The 16387-nt window shown below is 61.6% G+C and carries 16 protein-coding genes; 12 read left to right on the forward strand and 4 right to left on the reverse strand.

All coding sequences use genetic code 11. The features are described from left to right. The first annotated feature begins 68 nt into the window (after window positions 1-68). The gene (locus PQR08_RS01835) at window positions 69-773 is read left to right on the forward strand and encodes a glutathione S-transferase family protein (protein WP_250486228.1); all 705 of its coding nucleotides are present in this window, start codon (window positions 69-71) and stop codon (window positions 771-773) included. Continuing rightward, the gene (locus PQR08_RS01840) at window positions 770-1099 is read left to right on the forward strand and encodes a DMT family transporter (protein WP_408161010.1); all 330 of its coding nucleotides are present in this window, start codon (window positions 770-772) and stop codon (window positions 1097-1099) included. The genes PQR08_RS01835 and PQR08_RS01840 overlap by 4 nt, the downstream gene beginning before the upstream one ends. Window positions 1100-1108: 9 nt before the next feature. Here PQR08_RS01840 and PQR08_RS01845 read toward each other — a convergent pair whose 3' ends face one another. Next, on the reverse strand, window positions 1109-1894 hold the full coding sequence (locus tag PQR08_RS01845) for an IclR family transcriptional regulator (protein WP_250486229.1): 786 nt from the start codon (window positions 1892-1894) through the stop codon (window positions 1109-1111). A gap of 188 nt (window positions 1895-2082) precedes the next feature. On the opposite strand from PQR08_RS01845, the gene PQR08_RS01850 reads away from it, so the two are divergent. Next, window positions 2083-3369, forward strand: a complete 1287-nt coding sequence (locus PQR08_RS01850; protein ID WP_250486239.1) for an MFS transporter — start codon at window positions 2083-2085, stop codon at window positions 3367-3369. Window positions 3370-3373: 4 nt separating this feature from the next. After that, complete coding sequence (locus PQR08_RS01855) at window positions 3374-3820, forward strand: type II 3-dehydroquinate dehydratase (protein WP_250486230.1); 447 nt, start codon at window positions 3374-3376, stop codon at window positions 3818-3820. Window positions 3821-3894: 74 nt separating this feature from the next. Here PQR08_RS01855 and PQR08_RS01860 read toward each other — a convergent pair whose 3' ends face one another. The 3 genes from PQR08_RS01860 to PQR08_RS01870 form a co-directional block, all read right to left on the reverse strand. Continuing rightward, complete coding sequence (locus PQR08_RS01860; RefSeq protein ID WP_250486231.1) at window positions 3895-5082, reverse strand: porin; 1188 nt, start codon at window positions 5080-5082, stop codon at window positions 3895-3897. Window positions 5083-5309: 227 nt separating this feature from the next. Then, a complete protein-coding gene (locus tag PQR08_RS01865; protein ID WP_408161011.1) occupies window positions 5310-6278 on the reverse strand; it encodes a 2-hydroxyacid dehydrogenase in 969 nt (322 codons plus the stop codon). A gap of 55 nt (window positions 6279-6333) precedes the next feature. Then, a complete protein-coding gene (locus PQR08_RS01870; RefSeq protein ID WP_238214099.1) occupies window positions 6334-7689 on the reverse strand; it encodes an MFS transporter in 1356 nt (451 codons plus the stop codon). 113 nt (window positions 7690-7802) lie between these two features. Between PQR08_RS01870 and PQR08_RS01875 the strand changes: the two genes are divergently transcribed. From PQR08_RS01875 to PQR08_RS01910, 8 genes are all read left to right on the forward strand, one after another. Then, window positions 7803-8966, forward strand: coding sequence for a citrate synthase family protein (locus tag PQR08_RS01875; RefSeq protein WP_284509135.1), 1164 nt, complete (start codon window positions 7803-7805; stop codon window positions 8964-8966). 64 nt (window positions 8967-9030) lie between these two features. Further along, window positions 9031-10536, forward strand: a complete 1506-nt coding sequence (locus PQR08_RS01880; protein ID WP_250486233.1) for an alpha/beta hydrolase — start codon at window positions 9031-9033, stop codon at window positions 10534-10536. A gap of 104 nt (window positions 10537-10640) precedes the next feature. Further along, window positions 10641-12440 (forward strand): thiamine pyrophosphate-requiring protein, encoded by a 1800-nt coding sequence (locus PQR08_RS01885; RefSeq protein WP_250486234.1) that lies wholly within the window; start codon window positions 10641-10643, stop codon window positions 12438-12440. A 276-nt stretch (window positions 12441-12716) separates the two neighbouring features. Next, window positions 12717-13277, forward strand: a complete 561-nt coding sequence (locus tag PQR08_RS01890; RefSeq protein ID WP_250486235.1) for a PAAR domain-containing protein — start codon at window positions 12717-12719, stop codon at window positions 13275-13277. Between the two features lie 134 nt (window positions 13278-13411). Then, window positions 13412-14044 carry a hypothetical protein gene (locus tag PQR08_RS01895; protein WP_250486236.1) on the forward strand — a complete coding sequence of 211 codons (633 nt, stop codon included), beginning with the start codon at window positions 13412-13414 and terminating at the stop codon, window positions 14042-14044. 74 nt (window positions 14045-14118) lie between these two features. Further along, entirely contained in the window at window positions 14119-14517 is a 399-nt protein-coding gene (locus PQR08_RS01900; RefSeq protein ID WP_408161019.1) for a DUF4952 domain-containing protein, read from the forward strand. Window positions 14518-14785: 268 nt separating this feature from the next. Continuing rightward, window positions 14786-15412 (forward strand): DUF4952 domain-containing protein, encoded by a 627-nt coding sequence (locus PQR08_RS01905; RefSeq protein WP_408161014.1) that lies wholly within the window; start codon window positions 14786-14788, stop codon window positions 15410-15412. A 169-nt stretch (window positions 15413-15581) separates the two neighbouring features. Next, on the forward strand, window positions 15582-16358 hold the full coding sequence (locus tag PQR08_RS01910) for a sulfite exporter TauE/SafE family protein (RefSeq protein WP_250486238.1): 777 nt from the start codon (window positions 15582-15584) through the stop codon (window positions 16356-16358). Window positions 16359-16387: the final 29 nt, after the last annotated feature.

Below are 16387 nucleotides of genomic sequence, written 5' to 3' on the forward strand. Positions count from 1 at the left end.
CAATGGACTTGCATCATCGCAACCACTACTCTGCCGTTGTGCAGACACACATCAACGGGAGGCAGGTCATGAAACCAATCGAAGCGCCGACGCTCACGCTCGTCAGTCATCCGCTTTGTCCATACGTGCAACGCGCAGCGATCGTGCTGGCGGAAAGAGGCGTCGGTTTCGAGAAGCGTTACGTCGATCTGGCCAACAGGCCCGCATGGTTCGAAACGCTTTCGCCGCTCGGGAAAGTGCCCTTGCTGATGATCGCGCGTGACGGCCGCGAAGATGCCGTGATTTTCGAAAGCGCCGTGATCTGCGAGTATCTCGACGAAACGCAGCAGGGCCGCACGCTGCTTCCGCAGGATGCGCTCGAACGCGCGCAGCATCGCGGATGGATCGAGTTCGGATCGTCGATACTCGCCGAGATATGGAGGCTGGAAATCGCCACCGATGCATCGGCGTATCACGCCCAGCGTAAAGCGCTCGCGGAGCGGTTCGCGACGGTCGAGCGTGTATTGAACGCCGGGCCGTGGTTTGCGGGCCGCGAGTTCGGCATGGTCGATGCCGTGTTCGCACCGATCTTCCGCTATTTCGATGTATTCGACGAACTCGCGGACCTTCAGGTGTTCACCGATACGCCGAAGGTCATCGCATGGCGACGCGCGCTCGCTGCGCGCCCGAGCGTGATCGGCGCGGCGCCTGCGGACTACGCACAGCGCTTGCGCGCTTTCCTGCACGAACGCGATGCGTATCTGCTTCGCGCCGACGCGGGAAAGCAGCGATGAGCCAGAGTGCGGCGTGGCTGCTGCTCGTCCTGTCCGGATTGCTCGATGTAGAGTGGGCCGTCTCGATGAAGTTGACGCAGGGCTATACGCGCCCCGGATGGACGGCGCTGTCGATCGTGCTGCTCGCGGCCTTCGTCTATCTGCTCGGCAAGGTGCTGGCGCTATTGCCCGTGGGCAGCGCGTATGCGGTATGGACCGGCATCGGCGCGCTGGGAACCGTGGTGCTCGGCGTCGTGCTGTTCGGCGAAACCGTGAGCGCGCTGAGGGTTATCGGCGCGGTGCTGGTCATCGCGGGAATTGCGGCGCTGAAGCAGGCGCCGGTCTGACGCAAGCATTTATCCCTTGCCGAGCGGCGGCCGGCCGGGAAACCCGGCCATATTGCTCAACTGCGCCAGTTCATTGGCCGCCTCGCGCAGCAGTACCGAGTACTCGTGAATCTTCTCGACCGTCAGCCGCACGCGCGGACCGGCCAGGCTGATGACGCCGACGCATCGCGAGCCGCTCACCGCGGGCACCGCCACCGCCGACATGCGCGGGGCGAACACTTCATCGATCATCGCGTAGCCGCGCACGCGTGCCGCATGCAGAAAACCCAGAAGCGCCTTCAGCGTCGTCGGCGCGTTGGGTCCGAACTCGTTCGGCTGTCCGAAGCCCTGTTTCAACACGAGCGCGACCGCCTGCTCGTCGGTCATCGTCATGAGCCATGCGTGCCCCGTCGACGTGCATGAAAGCCGTGCCGCCTGCCCCATGTCCGGATCGTAGCGAAAACCTGTGCGCTGTCCGTCCGCCTTGCCCACCCAGATGATCGCCTCGCCGTCCACGAGCGACAGCCGCGCCAGTTCGCCGGTCCGCGCGGCGACGCGTTCGATGATCGGCTGGGCGATATCCGCGATGCCCGTCAGGCTCAGAAATTCCAGCCCGTTCGACGTCATGCGCATGGTGAGGATGTAGCGGCCGTGATCGACCAGTTGCCGGACATATCCGCTTTCGACGAGATCGACGAGCAACCGGTGACAGGTGCTGCGCGGCAAAGCCAGAGCATCGGCGATGGCGAGAAGCCCCGCGCCTTCGCCCTGCGACGCGAGGAAATCGAGAATCTTCAGGCCGTTTCTAAGCGACATGTCCCGTCTGTTTTCGTGATATGAAATGCAGTTCCGGTGCGGAACGTCCCGCCTTTGCAGCGCAAACAATAGCACTTGTTCGTGGCCGGAAACGAACGCTTCACCATATCGAACAAAGGGGAGACACCATGTCAGTTCTAGCTGACTCAGACATCGCCGCGGGCGAACAAACCGCACAGACTCACTTGATGGCGCGTCGCGCGGTGGCGGGCGCCACCGTCGGCACGGCGCTGGAATGGTTCGACTTCGCGTTGTACGGCGTGGTCGCGGCAACCATTTTTCCGAAGCTGTTTTTCCCGTCGCTGGACCCGACCGCATCGCTGCTCGCGTCTCTCGCGAGCTTCTGGGCGGGGCTGGCCGCACGCCCGCTCGGCGCGGTGATCTGCGGCATGCTCGGCGACCGCTGGGGACGCCGCAACCTGATGCTGGTCACTGTCTCGGTGATGGGCGTGTCGTCATTCCTGATGGGATTGCTGCCCACCTATCAGCAGGTCGGCATTCTCGCGCCGACGCTGCTGGTCTCGCTGCGCATCATTCAGGGCTTCGCGCTCGGCGGTGAATCGACGGGCGCGCAACTGATGGCGGTGGAACATGCATCCGCGACGAAACGCGGGCTGTATTCGGGCCTGCTCGGCATCTGTTCGCCGCTCAGCCAGATACTCGCCAATCTGGCGCTGTTCGCGCTGGCCGGTCTGCTTTCCGCCGATGACTTCGAATCGTTCGGATGGAGAATCCCGTTTCTCGCGAGCTTCGTGCTCGTGCTGCTGGGCATCTATATCCGCATGAAGGTCAGCGAGACACCGGCCTTCGAAGCGCTCAAGAAGAACAAGGGCGAGCGCGTGCGCACTGCGAATCCGCTCGGCGTCGTCTTCAAATTTCACTGGCGCACCGCGCTGCGCCTGACGCTGTTTTTCTGCGGCCCGGCTGCGCTGTTCTACCTGATCGTGGTCTTCTCGCTCAGCTATCTGACCAAGAATCTCGGCGTTCCGAAGCAGACCGGCTTCATGCTTCTGATGGTCGCGAATGTCTGCGCTATTGGCGGCGCGCTGGCGGGCGGCTATCTGAGCGACCGGATCGGGCGCAAACGCGCGCTGCTCATCGGCTCGTTCTGCACGCTGGTCTGCTGCCTGATCTATTTTCCGATCCTCAACCTGCACTCCATCGGCATGACGATGGCCGTGATGGGCGCGTTCCTCGGCTTCACGCAGTTCCAGAGCGGCATCCAGCCGGTGTGGTTCGCCGAATCGTTTCCGACCGAGGCGCGCTACACGGGCTCCGCGCTGTCGTACTCGGGCGCCAACCTGCTCACCGGCGGGCCGATGCCGATCGTGGCCGTGGCGCTGCTCAACGCCTTTCACGGTTCGCCGTGGGCGATCGTCGCGGTTTGCGGCTCGCTGAACCTCCTCTCCTTCCTCATGATCGCGACGTCCCGGGAAACCAAAGGCACCGCCCTCGAACGCAGCGCTACACACTGAAACCATGACCCGCAAGCTCTATATCCTCAATGGCTCGAACCTGAACATGCTGGGCGTCAGGGAACCTCACCTCTACGGCAGCACGACGCTGAAGGACATCGAACAGAACTGCCTCGCGCTGGCCGATACGCTCGAATTCGACTGCGTGTTCCGTCAGACCAACAGCGAAAGCCAGTTGATCGACTGGATTCAGGAAGCGTTTCTGCAGGACGCCGCGCTGATCATCAACCCGGCCGGCTTTTCGTTCGGACGGGTTCCGGTGCTCGACGCGGTGAAGCTCGTGCGCCGGCCGGTGGTGGAAGTGCATATCACGAACATCCATCGGCGCTCCGAGGAATATCGTCACTCCACCATCTCCGTGGCGGCGACGGCGGTGATCTGCGGCGCTGGCGCGAATGGCTACTTGCTGGCGATTCGCGCGGCTGACGATCTCTGGGACGTTCAGAGTTGAACCCGGCGCACGCGGGCTCCATGATGAGTCCGCGTGCGCCCGCTGTTCGAATCGAACTTGACTGGCGACTCGCGTCAGAACTTGTGCCGCAGGCCGATATGCACGCTGGTCTGCGCATCGCTCGTGGACGCCGTCAGGCTGTTGATCGCCGCGACCGCCGGCCGGTTGCGCGAGTCCGTTCCGGACGCATGCTGATACACGCCCATTACATAGACATCGGTGCGCTTGGACAGATAGTAATCCGCGCTCAACACGCCCTGATGATAGGTCGCTCCGCCGTTCTCTCCCGTCGTCGATGCGATGCTGCTGCCCTTCATGTAGTCGTATGCGGCGGTCATCTGTAACGCCGGCGTGAACCAGTACTGCACGTTCACTTCCGCGTTGTTGAAGTGCACCGACCCGCGATAACCCGACGGATTCGGCCCGGAGTTCGCCGTGTCGCCGAGATTGCTGAACTGGATATTCGAGTACGTCGCGCCCAGAATCGCGTTGCCGATCTTGTACGAGCCGCCCGCCGCGATCACCTCGTACGTATGCGCCGATGCAAAGCCGCTGTACACCGGCGATGCGATATTCGTCGCGGCGGCGCTGGGCGTTCCCGTCGTGCTGTTGCCGAAGAAGCTCACGTTCGGATTGCGCACGTTCATGTACGCGGCCGCGAACGAGAACGGCCCGCGATCATAGCCCGCGCCGACGGACCAGGTCTGATTGCGCGTGAAATCGCCCGCGACGCCGCCCACGCCATACATGCCGCCAAAATGCAGCCCGGCATAATTCGGGCTCTCGTACTTGATCGAGTTGTTGGTGCGATATCCGTTGTTGAAGTTATCGATATCCCCCGGATGCGCCGCCAGATAGCCGCCGCCGAATGCGCGATCCGAGTACACGCCCGGATAGTCCACCACCATGTCGTACTGACGGCCGAGCGTCACCGTGCCGAGTCGCGCATCGGTCAGGCCGACGTATGCGCGGCGGCCGAACTCGAGGCCGCCTTGCGTGAACTTGCCGGTGCTCGCATCGAAGCCGCTTTCAAGCAGGAAGATCGCCTTCAGTCCGCCGCCGAGATCCTCGGAACCGCGCAAGCCCCAGCGGCTGCCCTGCAATACGCCGCCCGCCATGCTCCACTGACTTTTCCCGCCCGCGTTGCTCGTATAGCTCAAGCCCTGATCGATGACGCCGAACAACGTCACCGCGCTTTGCGCGTGCGCGGCAGTCGCCGCCAGGCCGAGCAGGCCGATGGGAATCAAACGGCTATGTCTCACTCTTCTTCTCCATGGTTCATCGCGCGAGCGTGGACGATGCATCCACGGCTCGCGCTGAGGTCATTGCGGCTTGTTTCAGCCGCGTCGGGACACGCGCCATCGATGCGGCGATCGATGGTAGCGTTATCATTTCGATGCGAAAAAATGCGGGGTTGTGCTGCGGGGAGGCTGGTTTGCAGCGCTTGAACAGCCCTGCGTGATGGCGAGGGGCCGGCGACTCCAGGCTTTCAATGCGTGCTTGCGAGTTCCGTGTCGATGACCAATCCGCTGCGCGGGCTCTCGATGCCGAAATGCCTGGCGAGCGCATCGACGACGTTCTCGGCCATCGCGCGGCGCGTCTCCTCCGTTCCCGAGCCGATATGAGGCGTAAGCACCAGCCTGCGATCGCGTATGAGCGCTTCGGGCACGGCGGGCTCATGCTCGAACACATCGAGCGCGGCGCCCGCGAGCCTGTCCGATGCGAGCGCCGCGATGAGCGCCTGTTCGTCGACCACCGGACCACGCGCGATGTTCACGAGAAAGCCATGGGGGCCGAGCGCATCGATCACGGTCGCATCGATGAGATGATGCGTCGCCGACGAGAGCGGACACGTGAGGATGAGCATGTCGCAGTCACGCGCGAGCCGGGTGACGTCGTCGTAGTACGGAATATCGACGGGCTTGCGGCTCGGTCCGAAATACGCGAGCTTCGAACCGAACGCATTTAAACGATGCGCGATCGCCGATCCAATCGTCCCCAGTCCGACGATGCCGACTTTCATGCGCGAGATGGAACGTCCGAGCCGGTATTGACCTTGCACGGGCCATTGCCCAGAGCGCACGTAAGCGTCCGCGTTCACGAAGTCGCGCGTGACTGCGAGCGCGAGGCCGACGGCCGCATTCGACACGTCTTCCGCCAGGATATGCGACGTGTTCTCGATGCGAATGCCGCGCGCGCGCGTCGCGCCGATGTCCACGTTATCCAGTCCCGCGCTATAGCTCGAAATGATTTCGAGTGCGGGGAGCGTATCGAGGAATGCGGTATCGATCTTAGTTTTGCGCAGCGCGATCCCGCGCACCTTGCCGCCGTGCTCTTTCAGGAACGCGCTCGCGGATTCGGGCTCTTGCGGCAGATCGAGCACGGTGAAAAGCGCTCGCAATTCCGCGTGAGTCCATTCGGGCAGTTCTGCCGCGTTGAGGATGATCGGCTTGGTCATGGTTCTAATTCGATGATGTATGCAATTGATGCAGGGCGAAGCGCGCAACGAAGCTTCAGCTCATCTTCACGCGCTCGATCTTGCCCATGAAGAACAGATAGACGATGGCCGCGATCAGGCAGTGCGCAGCGACGAAGTACAGTCCGACCGTATAGCCGCCAGTCGCCTGCACGAGGTAGCCGAAGACGATCGGCGTGACGATGCCGCCGATGTTGCCGATGCAGTTGAAGATCGCGCCCGCAAGACCCACTGCCTCGCGCGGAGCCGTGTCGCTCACGATGGCCCACGTTCCCGCGCCCGCCGCCGCGCCCTTGCCGAAGAAGGCCAGCGCCATCAGCAGGACGATCACGACATTGCTTTCGGTGACGGCCGAGAGCACGATGCTGCAGCCCACTGCCATGCCGACGATATACGGCGTCTTGCGCGCCCACGACACGCTCCATCCGCGACGAATGAGCCAGTCGGAGATCGTGCCGCCCGCAATGCCGCCGACGAAGCCCGCGACAGCCGGAACCATCGTCGCGAAGCCGGCCTGCATCACATTCATGCCGCGCGCCTGAACGAGGTAGATCGGAAACCAGGTGATGAAGAAGTAGCTCAGCGCGATGGTGCAATACTGGCCGATATACGCGCACCACAACATGCGATTGCCGAGCAGCGCGCGAATCGCGCCGGGCGCCAGCACGGGACGTGATTTGAGTTCCTGCTTCGAATCGATATCGATCATCGCGCCGCCCGCGATGATGTGTTCGAGTTCGGCGCTGGAGACGCGCGGATGCTTGCGCGGCTCATGCATGACGACCGCCCACACGCCCGCCGCCGCGATACCGATCAAACCCAGCGCGATGAACGGCGCAGGCCAGCCGAAGCGCGACGTGAGCCATCCCGCGAACGGCGAGAAAATGGCCACCGCGAAATACGATGCCGATGCGAACAGCGACGTGGCAAGACCCCGCTCTTCCTTGGGGAACCACATGACCGCGACGCGGCCATTGGCGGGAAAGCTCGGCGCTTCGATCAGTCCGAGTGCGAAGCGCAGCGCGAACAACAGCCCGAGCGCGACCGACAGATCCGACGTGAAGTTGCCGATGAAGCCGACGAGCATGGTCGCGATGGACCAGAGAATGAGCGTGGCGCCGTACATCGTCTTGGTGCCGAGCCGATCGAGCAGCAGGCCGCCGGGTATCTGACCGACGACATACGCCCAGCTGAACGCCGACAACACATAGCCGAGCTGCACATGATTCAGGCCGAATTCCTTCGATATGCCGGGACCGGCGATCGACAGAATGGCGCGGTCCGCATAAGCCACGGTCGCCAGCAGCAGTATCATCGCGAGGATCGAGTAACGCGTGCGGGTCGTGCGGGCCGCCGTGCCCGCTATATACTGGGTCGTTCGCTCTGTAGCCACCGATATCTCCTCTTCATGCCCCTGAACGGTTAGCGATGTCGCGCGATGCGAGCGCCTGGTCCGGGGTTGGTTTATGTTTCGCATTAGACCGATGCCGTGGATGACCGTCAATCTTGATTGATTCGATCAACGTGAAGAACTGGATGACGCAGGAAGAAGCCTGCGAGGCCCTCGGCGTGCGCAAGCAAACGCTCTATGCGTATGTCAGCCGCGGTCAGATCGAAGTCCAGGGCGATCCGAAGCACGCAAACCGCAACCTGTATCGCGCAGCGGATATCACGACGCTTCTCAAGAAACGCAGCCTCGGGCGGGCGCGCAAAAACATCGCCGCGAGCACGATGGCCTGGGGCGAGCCGATCATCGATACGAGCATCTCCACGATCACGCGCGGCAGGCTCTACTATCGCGGCCAGGATGCCGTGCAACTGGCTGCATCGGCGACGCTCGAAGATGTCGCGCGCCTGCTCTGGAACGTGACCGAAGCGCCGCACTTCGCGTCGTTCGAACCGGTTGCGTTCGACGGCCCCATCGGTGCGCGTGTTTTCACCGCCCTGGCCCGCGACGCCGCGCATGATCGAATCGAGTCGGCGCGCAATCTGGCGGACGAGGTGCAACAGGCTGCGGCGCTGGTCGGCCGCCTCGCGAGCAATTTCGTCGAGTTGCGATCGGATGAAGGACCATTGCATCTGCGCATCGCGAATGCGTGGGATGTTCCGCGTCACGCGGATCTGCTTCGCCGCGTGCTCGTCCTGCTGGCCGATCAGGAACTGACGAGTTCTTCATTCGCCGCGCGCGTGGCCGCATCGACGGGAGCGTCGCTCGGGGCGAGCATGATCGCGGGACTCGCCGTGTTCTCCGGACCCATGCATGGCAATGCAATCGTGCGCGTCCGTCAATTGATGGAAGATGCCAAACGAGGCGGAACCGAGACCGCCATCCGGCGAAGGATCGCGCAAGACGAACCGTTGCCGGGCTTCGGTCACGAGCTATATCCGCAGGGCGATCCGCGCGCCGCCGATCTCCTGTCCGCTTTCGAAGCGCCCGACGATGCACGCGAGCTGATCGATTGCGTCGAACGCTTGACGGGCAAGCTGCCCGCGATCGACATGGCGCTTGCCGCGCTCGTCGAGCATTGCCCGCTTCCCGACGAAGCGGCGTTCGCGTTGTTTTCCATCGCGCGCAGTGTCGGCTGGATGGCGCACTCGATCGAGCACGTGATGGAAGGAAGTTTGTTGCGGCCGCGCGCGCGTTATGTCGGGCTGGCTGTCGGTGAATGAAAGCGGCCGGGACGCTTCGATGATTCGAACTCCGAAACGATGGCTGGTACGAATGGCGGCGATCATGGTCACCGCGTCAGTGCTTTGCGCGTGCGCTGCGGGCGGTGCCGACAATCGAGCGAGCCACGCGGCTTCGTTCGAGACTACGCCTTGCCCGCAGCCGAACATCGCCGGATTCCCCGATCTCGATTTCCCATCGACCGTTCAATGCGGCTATCTCACCGTCCCTGAAAATCGCGCGCTGCCCGACGGACGGCATATCCGCATCTTCGTCATGCGCGCACCCGCTGTCGCGGACAAACCGCGGCGCGATCCGCTCGTCTACCTGTCGGGCGGTCCGGGTGGCGCGGGCTCGTTCGAAGCGGCGTTCATGATGAAGCAGGGAATCAATGCCGGGCGCGAGGTCATTTTCGTCGATCAACGTGGCACGCACCGCGCCGATCCGCTCCTTGCGTGCCCCGCGTGGGAGCAGTATGTGTTCGATTCCGTCAGCAGCCGCTTCACGACTCGATCCGGCACGCTGGCGGATGCATCGGCTCTCAAGTCGTGTCGCGATGCGATGGCCGCCGCCGGCGTCGATCTCGCCGCCTACAACACCACCGAAAACGCCGCCGACATCGCCGATCTACGCGTCGCTCTCGGCATCGACCGATGGGACGTCTACGGCGTCTCGTATGGATCGCGGCTCGCACTGACTTTGCTGCGCGATCATCCACAAGGCATCCGAAGCGTGGTGCTCGATTCGGTATCGCCACCCACGGTCAATATCGTCGAGGACTGGTGGACGGCTCCGGCGAGTTCGTTCAGGGCGATCTCCGCCGCGTGCGCCGCCGACGCGTCTTGCGCCCGGGCCTACCCGCATCTGCAAGCCGACCTGAACCTCGCAGTGAAGCGACTCGATCGGAAGCCGTTTACGACACGAGTCAAGGACGACTCGGGTGCTTCAGTGAATGTGGTCATCGACGGCTTCGCGTTCGCCTATACGCTCATCATGTCGAGCGAGCGCGGCACTGCGTCAGACGTCCCGAGGATGATCTCCGATACGGCGCGAGGCGACGCGCGCGCGGTCGCCGCCCGCTATCTCGCGTTGCGCGGTCCGCAGCAGTTCGTCGGTTTGGGCGGCATGGGTCTCGCCCTCGGTGTGTTCTGCGAAGAAAGCGCCAATCTGACGACCGAGGCAGCGACGCTCGCAAAAGCGAAAGCGGCCCTTCCCGGTTTTCCCGAACGCGTGCTCCGGATTCAGCCCAAGCAAGGGCGGCTCTACACGGAGTGTCCGGTCTGGAACGTCGGCAAGGCGCCTCCTTCGGTCAGTGCCCGAACCGTGAGCGATGTGCCCGTGCTGATACTCGAAGGCGCATTCGATGCCGCGACCGCGCCGGCGTGGGTCGGCGCGATCACGCCGGATCTCGGCCGCGCGCAGGTCGTGTCGTTTCCGTACACGGGGCATTCGGTGCTCGGCAAATCCGGTTGCGCGCAATCGATCATGGCCGCCTTCCTCGATGATCCGACGCATCCTGTCGATGGCTCGTGCGCCGCGAGGCAAACGCTGAAATTCGATACCGGTCGATAGCCGGCCGTTCCGGTGCTTCCCGACCCCGGCATGCGTTTTGCGCGTCGATGCTATCCGTCGCGGGTGATTGCTTCTCACCCGGACGTCAAAAGGAGCATCGCGTCATGTCCAATCCTACTGTCGGCGATTTTCTTATCGAACGTTTGCATGCCTGGGGCGTACGCCGTATTTACGGCTATCCCGGCGACGGCATCAATGGCGTATTCGGCGCGCTCAATCGCGCGAAAGGCAAGATCGAGTTCATTCAGGCACGGCACGAAGAGATGGCGGCCTTCATGGCCTCCGCGCATGCGAAGTTCACCGGCGAACTCGGCGTGTGCATCGCGACATCGGGACCGGGCGCGACGCATCTGATCACCGGCCTTTACGATGCGCGCCTCGATCACATGCCGGTCCTCGCAATCGCAGGACAGCAAGCGCGTGCGGCTCTGGGCGGCCACTATCAGCAGGAAGTCGATCTCGCCTCAATGTTCAAGGACGTGGCCGGCGCCTTCGTGCAGCAGGCGAGCGTGCCGTCGCAGATTCGCCATCTCGTTGATCGCGCGGTGCGTATCGCGCTGTCGGAACGCAAGGTGACGGCGCTGATTCTGCCGAACGACTTGCAGGACCTCGAATACGAACCGCCGGGCCGCAAGCACGGCACGCTGCATTCGGGCGTCGGCTATCGCGCGCCGAAGATCGTGCCGTATGGCGACGACCTGCAGCACGCCGCCGATGTCCTCAACGCGGGCAAGAAGGTCGCGATTCTCGTCGGCGCGGGCGCGTTGCAGGCCACCGACGAAGTCATCGCTGTCGCGGACAAACTCGGCGCGGGCGTCGCGAAGGCGCTGCTCGGCAAGGCCGCGTTGCCCGACGATCTGCCGTTCGTCACGGGCTCGATCGGTTTGCTCGGCACCGAGCCCAGCTACAAGATGATGAACGGATGCGACACGCTGCTCATGATCGGCTCGGGCTTTCCGTACGCCGAGTTTCTGCCGAAGGAAGGCGCGGCGCGCGGCGTGCAGATCGACCTCAAGGCGGACATGCTCTCGATCCGCTATCCGATGGAAGTGAATCTCGTCGGCGACAGCGCCGAGACCTTGCGCGCGCTCCTGCCCTTGCTGCAACAGAAGACGGACCTAGCGTGGCGCAAGGACATCGAAGGCTGGGTCGGAGACTGGTGGAAGACATTGGAGAAACGCGCGATAACGCCCGCGAAAGGCGGCGTGAATCCGCAGCGCACCGTGTGGGAGTTGTCGCCGCGCGTGCCCGCGAACGCGATCGTCACGAGCGATTCGGGATCGGTCGCGAACTGGTACGCGCGCGATCTGAAGGTGAAACGCGGCATGATGTGCTCGCTGTCGGGCGGGCTTGCATCGATGGGCGCGGCCGTGCCGTATGCGATCGCCGCGAAGTTCGCGTATCCGGAGCGGCCGGTGATCGCGCTCGTCGGCGATGGCGCGATGCAGATGAACAACATGGCCGAACTCATCACGGTCGCGAAGTACTGGAAGCAATGGTCGAATCCGAGCTGGATCTGCATGGTGCTCAATAACGAGGACCTGAATCAGGTCACGTGGGAGCAGCGCGTGATGGAAGGCGATCCGAAGTTCGAGGCGTCGCAGGACATTCCGTCGGTGCCTTATCACAAGTTCGCGGAAATGATCGGTTTGAAGGGCTTTTACGTCGACGATGCGGAGCGCATGGCGGCTGTGTGGGACGAGGCGCTGGCGGCGGATCGTCCGGTGGTGATCGAGGTGAAGGCCGATCCGAACGTGCCGCCGTTGCCGCCGCACATCACGCTGCAGCAGGCGAAGGCGTTCGCGACCACGCTCATGAAGGGTGATCCGAGTCAGGCGAACGTGATCGTCGATACGGCGAAGCAGGTGCTTGGTGCGGTGTTGCCGGGGCATAAGGAGAAGTAAGGCGCGGCTCGATGGTAGCTGCGGCTTCACGACTACAGCGAGGCGAGCTTTAGTGCCTGCTCGCTGGCAGCTGCATCACCTTATGTGAATGTCTATAGGCAATTAGTCTCGCGGTTGTGGTCTCATCGCGCTCAGCGCTCGACAAATCTTGACTTCAAGGACTCCAAAACTAGTTCGGCATCCGTTAGCTTTATGCTTTCACACAACTATGAGTCGAGACAATGAAACAAAGCGGGACGATGCATCTTTTCGCAACCGCACTGGTGGCGTAACGCGATGGGCCAATATTTTTCGGCGGTCGAAGGCGATCCACTTTCCGGCAGTTCCGATAGCTATGTCATGTCGTCGGGCGCAAATGCAGTTTTTATCGACGAAGGCAATCGCACGATGGCATTTGTGGGAGGCAGTGCCTACTGCGGCAAGTGCAAGAGCATCGGGACGATCATCGGCGGTTCAGGGTGCAGCGATAGTGGTCGCTTGTACGACGAAATAACGGGTCGTCGGCAGGCGGTCGCGGGTGACTTCGTGCAATGTCAATGCACTACGAGACCGACAATCTTGGCGCGTTATGGAAGGTACTGGATTATTGAGGACATTCCGAGAACGTATGGTTATGCGCAGACTTCAGAGGCATCTTGGTTGTCGGGTAACGATGCTTCAGGCTTCGACGAAATGATCGTGTTGTGTGATGAAGACGGCAACCCGGTTCCGAATCAGCGCTTTCGCATCACGACGGCTGACGGGTCGGCGCAGGATGGGACCACGAATGACGCAGGCGAGACGGTGCGTGTGCGCACGAACGCTCCGATGAGCATTGAAATTGAACTCCTGATTTAAAGATGGCTGATTCATACGTAGACTATTTGAGAAACCGCCGCGCACAGACGAATTGCAATCGGGGAAGCACGCATACCGTGATTGTAGAGACACGGTATATTCGGTTAGCGGAGGATACACATGGATGGGTCGACGTGCGCCTCAAATCCACAGGCGACAGGTACAGCCTTTGTGAGTACACCAAGGTCGGGATGATAAGGGACGAAGATGATCGAACGTACTTTAGGGTGTTGGACGGCCCCATTGCAAAAGGAAAAGTTGTCTGGATGAACAGCTCAGATGCGAAATACTTCTTGCAACGAACGCCAGCTGCTGTGTCTATGGAGACGCTTAGGGTAACGTATAGCCGTATGGGAGAAGAGGACTCTCCGTTCAAAGGTCATCTACGGCAGCAGTGGGCGACACTCTCAGTCGCGGGGCAAAACGTCACAGTAACGCTGAATAGTGTTTGGAATGGAGTATTCACACCCGTCCCGCCCGGCCTACACCGCATAATGACCCCGGACTACTCCCATGCCAAGACATCGACCGAGGGCTATCGGAACAAGTATCCCGGTAAGATAAAGGCCAACGATGTATGGTTTCCAATCGAGCTAGAGGGATCGACGGGAAACTCCTCACGATACATTCACATCGGACACTTATCCGAGGGCTGCGTGACGGTTCATGATATCGCCCGATGGAACATCGTCTATAACTTCCTGATTGCGCACCGACTGCCAAACACGGAAGGCAGATACGCCGCGCTTTTGGAGGTAACAAAGTGAAGTGGTTTGCGATCGTCGGACTGACGTGCTGTGTCGCTGTTGCGTCGATCCATAGTGAGGCAGACACACAGTCGGTGGGAAGGAAACAGGTTGAGAAGCCGCAGCCGCCGCTTTCCTGCGGCGACTACTTGAAGCAGTTCGGACTCGCGAGACCGGAAGTCCAATTTCTCGGCTGTAGGTCTGTGTTGGCCGAAGCTCCAAGAGTCCCCGGCTTCGAAGCGACCTATCGCGTACGTGGCAAGGACATTGATGCGGTAGATAACTGGCTCGCAACTTGGGCAGAATGGGAGCGCCTACGATTTTCCTGCTGCCAATGGGATGCGCCGAGAGGCTTTTACAAAGACAAACAGGGATCGAACTTCGAAGTAAATATGTTTGCCGAAGCATACATCAGTGGGCATATGGTCGATCAACGTAAGGACTTTTCGAAGCTACCGTATGCAACCTTGACGATTTCACACTATTTACAGTAATCAGTTGATGAACCTCTACGGCCCATGACCTGAAGCATTACCCGTTGATGGCAGAACTACTACGAGTTGTCGAGGAAGGCGACCCTTTAGTTATAGCCGAGGGACGGAAAGCGATATTTGATGCTCAGTGCGCCGAATTCTCACTTCAAGTTCACTAAGCAAGAAGATGGAAGCTATATATGACTCACACTTCGCTGTGAACGTCAGAGCACTTTTATCGGGCCGCCGATGAGTAGGGCAGGTACGTGGCAATGCTTGAGGTAACGACGTGAAGTGGCTTCCAACTTGCTTTCTAGCCGTTGCGTTAAGCGGCGCGCATGCAGACGAGCAACTGCCACGCGAGCGACTGGACGCGCCAACGGTATGCGGCGACTTTCTTAAAGCGGAAGGACTTCAGCGCGCGGACGTAAAGTTCGTTGCGTGTAAGCCCGGAGAGTTTGGTGGAATAGACAACCTGAGCGCGGAATACCGTGTACAGGGGAAAGATGTCATGAGCGTCGAGAACTGGCTGGTCAATCTCGCTCACGTTCGACGCCTTAAACGCGCCTGTTGCATTTGGGAGACCAGTAGAGGGAATTTCAAAGGTCGGGAAGGTTCCGAGTATGAAGTCTCCATGGCGGCGGAGACAACGATCCGTTCGCGACGAGACCTTCCAAAAGTTCCGTTTTTCCACTTGACCGTAACTCACTATCTCCGAAATTCCCTGAGTTGCGATCCTAACCCGCTATCGGATGGCCGAAGTTCCTACGGTTGTCGCAGACGCGACCCGCCGCGCGCTGGTCACTATCGCTTCGGTGCGCCCTACAACCGGCGAGAAGCAAATGGGCGTGTCCGGATTGGTCGCACACTTCTCGGCGACCAGTACGCTTCCCGCTTCCCGCTATGCACTCGATGACGCGAAGCACGCGCTGCACCCGTCGTAGTGCTCAGCGCACGTCCCTCGAAGTAATTCTCAACTAAGTCAAGCTAGCGACACTGCGCGGGTGCCCACATCTCCGGCACCCTACCGCCGCTCCCCCACCGGACGAGCGCGCCCCGCTACGCATCCGAGCCGATCAAGCACCATGGTTTTAACCCCCGACACCATCGTCATCATTATCGCTGCCGGCCTGTTTTGCGGCTTTCTCAACGCGGTCGCGTCTTCCGGATCTGCCGTATCCCTTCCGGTTCTGATGTCGGTCGGTCTGCATGCCGTCACCGCCAATGCGACCAACCGCGTTCCGGTTCTCGTCGGCGCCATCGCTGCCACGGTCGGGCTGGCGCGACGCGGGGCCATCCCCTGGAGACGCACGCTGAGCACGGCCGGCCCGATCACGCTGGGCGCGGCAGCAGGAGCGCTACTGAGCGAACGGATTCCCGGTCACGATCTTCGGATGGTGATCGTAGCGGCCGTGGCCGTCGCGCTCGTTCTCATCCTCACCAACCTCAAGAAGCTGTTGAACTCGGCCGCCAAAGGCGACGCGCGAGTCGACTGGAAGGTGATGCTTCTGCTTTTCTGCGTCGGCGTCTGGACAGGCTTCATCGTGCTGGATGCCGGAACGTACATGCTGCTCGTTCTCGTCCTGGCGGCGGACTTCGCGCTGCCCGAGGCGAACGCCCTCAGAAACGTCGCGACCGCCACGGCGACCGCGGTGGCGATGGCAATCTTCGCCGGGCACGAGAGCGTCGACTGGACGACGGGCGGCATCATGGCGCTCGGCAGCGTCGCCGGTGGCCTGCTGGGTGCGCGGCTCGCTATCTCCGACCAGGCGCGGCGCTGGATCGTGGGCCTTCTCATCGTCGTGATCGTGGGCGAGCTGGCTAACCTGTCGATACGTTACTTCGCTCACTTGCTGCACTGATCGAAGACGCGTCTCCCAGTAATTCTGAG

Origin of the sequence: Caballeronia jiangsuensis, assembly GCF_046030135.1 — a bacterium.
Lineage (GTDB): Bacteria > Pseudomonadota > Gammaproteobacteria > Burkholderiales > Burkholderiaceae > Caballeronia > Caballeronia jiangsuensis.

Bases quoted from the DNA above. Each gene is read 5' to 3' on its own strand.
- PQR08_RS01865 (WP_408161011.1), bottom strand. From the start codon at position 6,278: ATGACCAAGCCGATCATCCTCAACGCGGCAGAACTGCCCGAATGGACT.
- PQR08_RS01855 (WP_250486230.1), top strand. From the start codon at position 3,374: ATGACCCGCAAGCTCTATATCCTCAATGGCTCGAACCTGAACATGCTG.
- PQR08_RS01835 (WP_250486228.1), top strand. From the start codon at position 69: ATGAAACCAATCGAAGCGCCGACGCTCACGCTCGTCAGTCATCCGCTT.
- PQR08_RS01850 (WP_250486239.1), top strand. From the start codon at position 2,083: ATGGCGCGTCGCGCGGTGGCGGGCGCCACCGTCGGCACGGCGCTGGAA.
- PQR08_RS01910 (WP_250486238.1), top strand. From the start codon at position 15,582: ATGGTTTTAACCCCCGACACCATCGTCATCATTATCGCTGCCGGCCTG.
- PQR08_RS01845 (WP_250486229.1), bottom strand. From the start codon at position 1,894: ATGTCGCTTAGAAACGGCCTGAAGATTCTCGATTTCCTCGCGTCGCAG.
- PQR08_RS01890 (WP_250486235.1), top strand. From the start codon at position 12,717: ATGGGCCAATATTTTTCGGCGGTCGAAGGCGATCCACTTTCCGGCAGT.
- PQR08_RS01880 (WP_250486233.1), top strand. From the start codon at position 9,031: ATGGTCACCGCGTCAGTGCTTTGCGCGTGCGCTGCGGGCGGTGCCGAC.
- PQR08_RS01840 (WP_408161010.1), top strand. From the start codon at position 770: ATGAGCCAGAGTGCGGCGTGGCTGCTGCTCGTCCTGTCCGGATTGCTC.
- PQR08_RS01885 (WP_250486234.1), top strand. From the start codon at position 10,641: ATGTCCAATCCTACTGTCGGCGATTTTCTTATCGAACGTTTGCATGCC.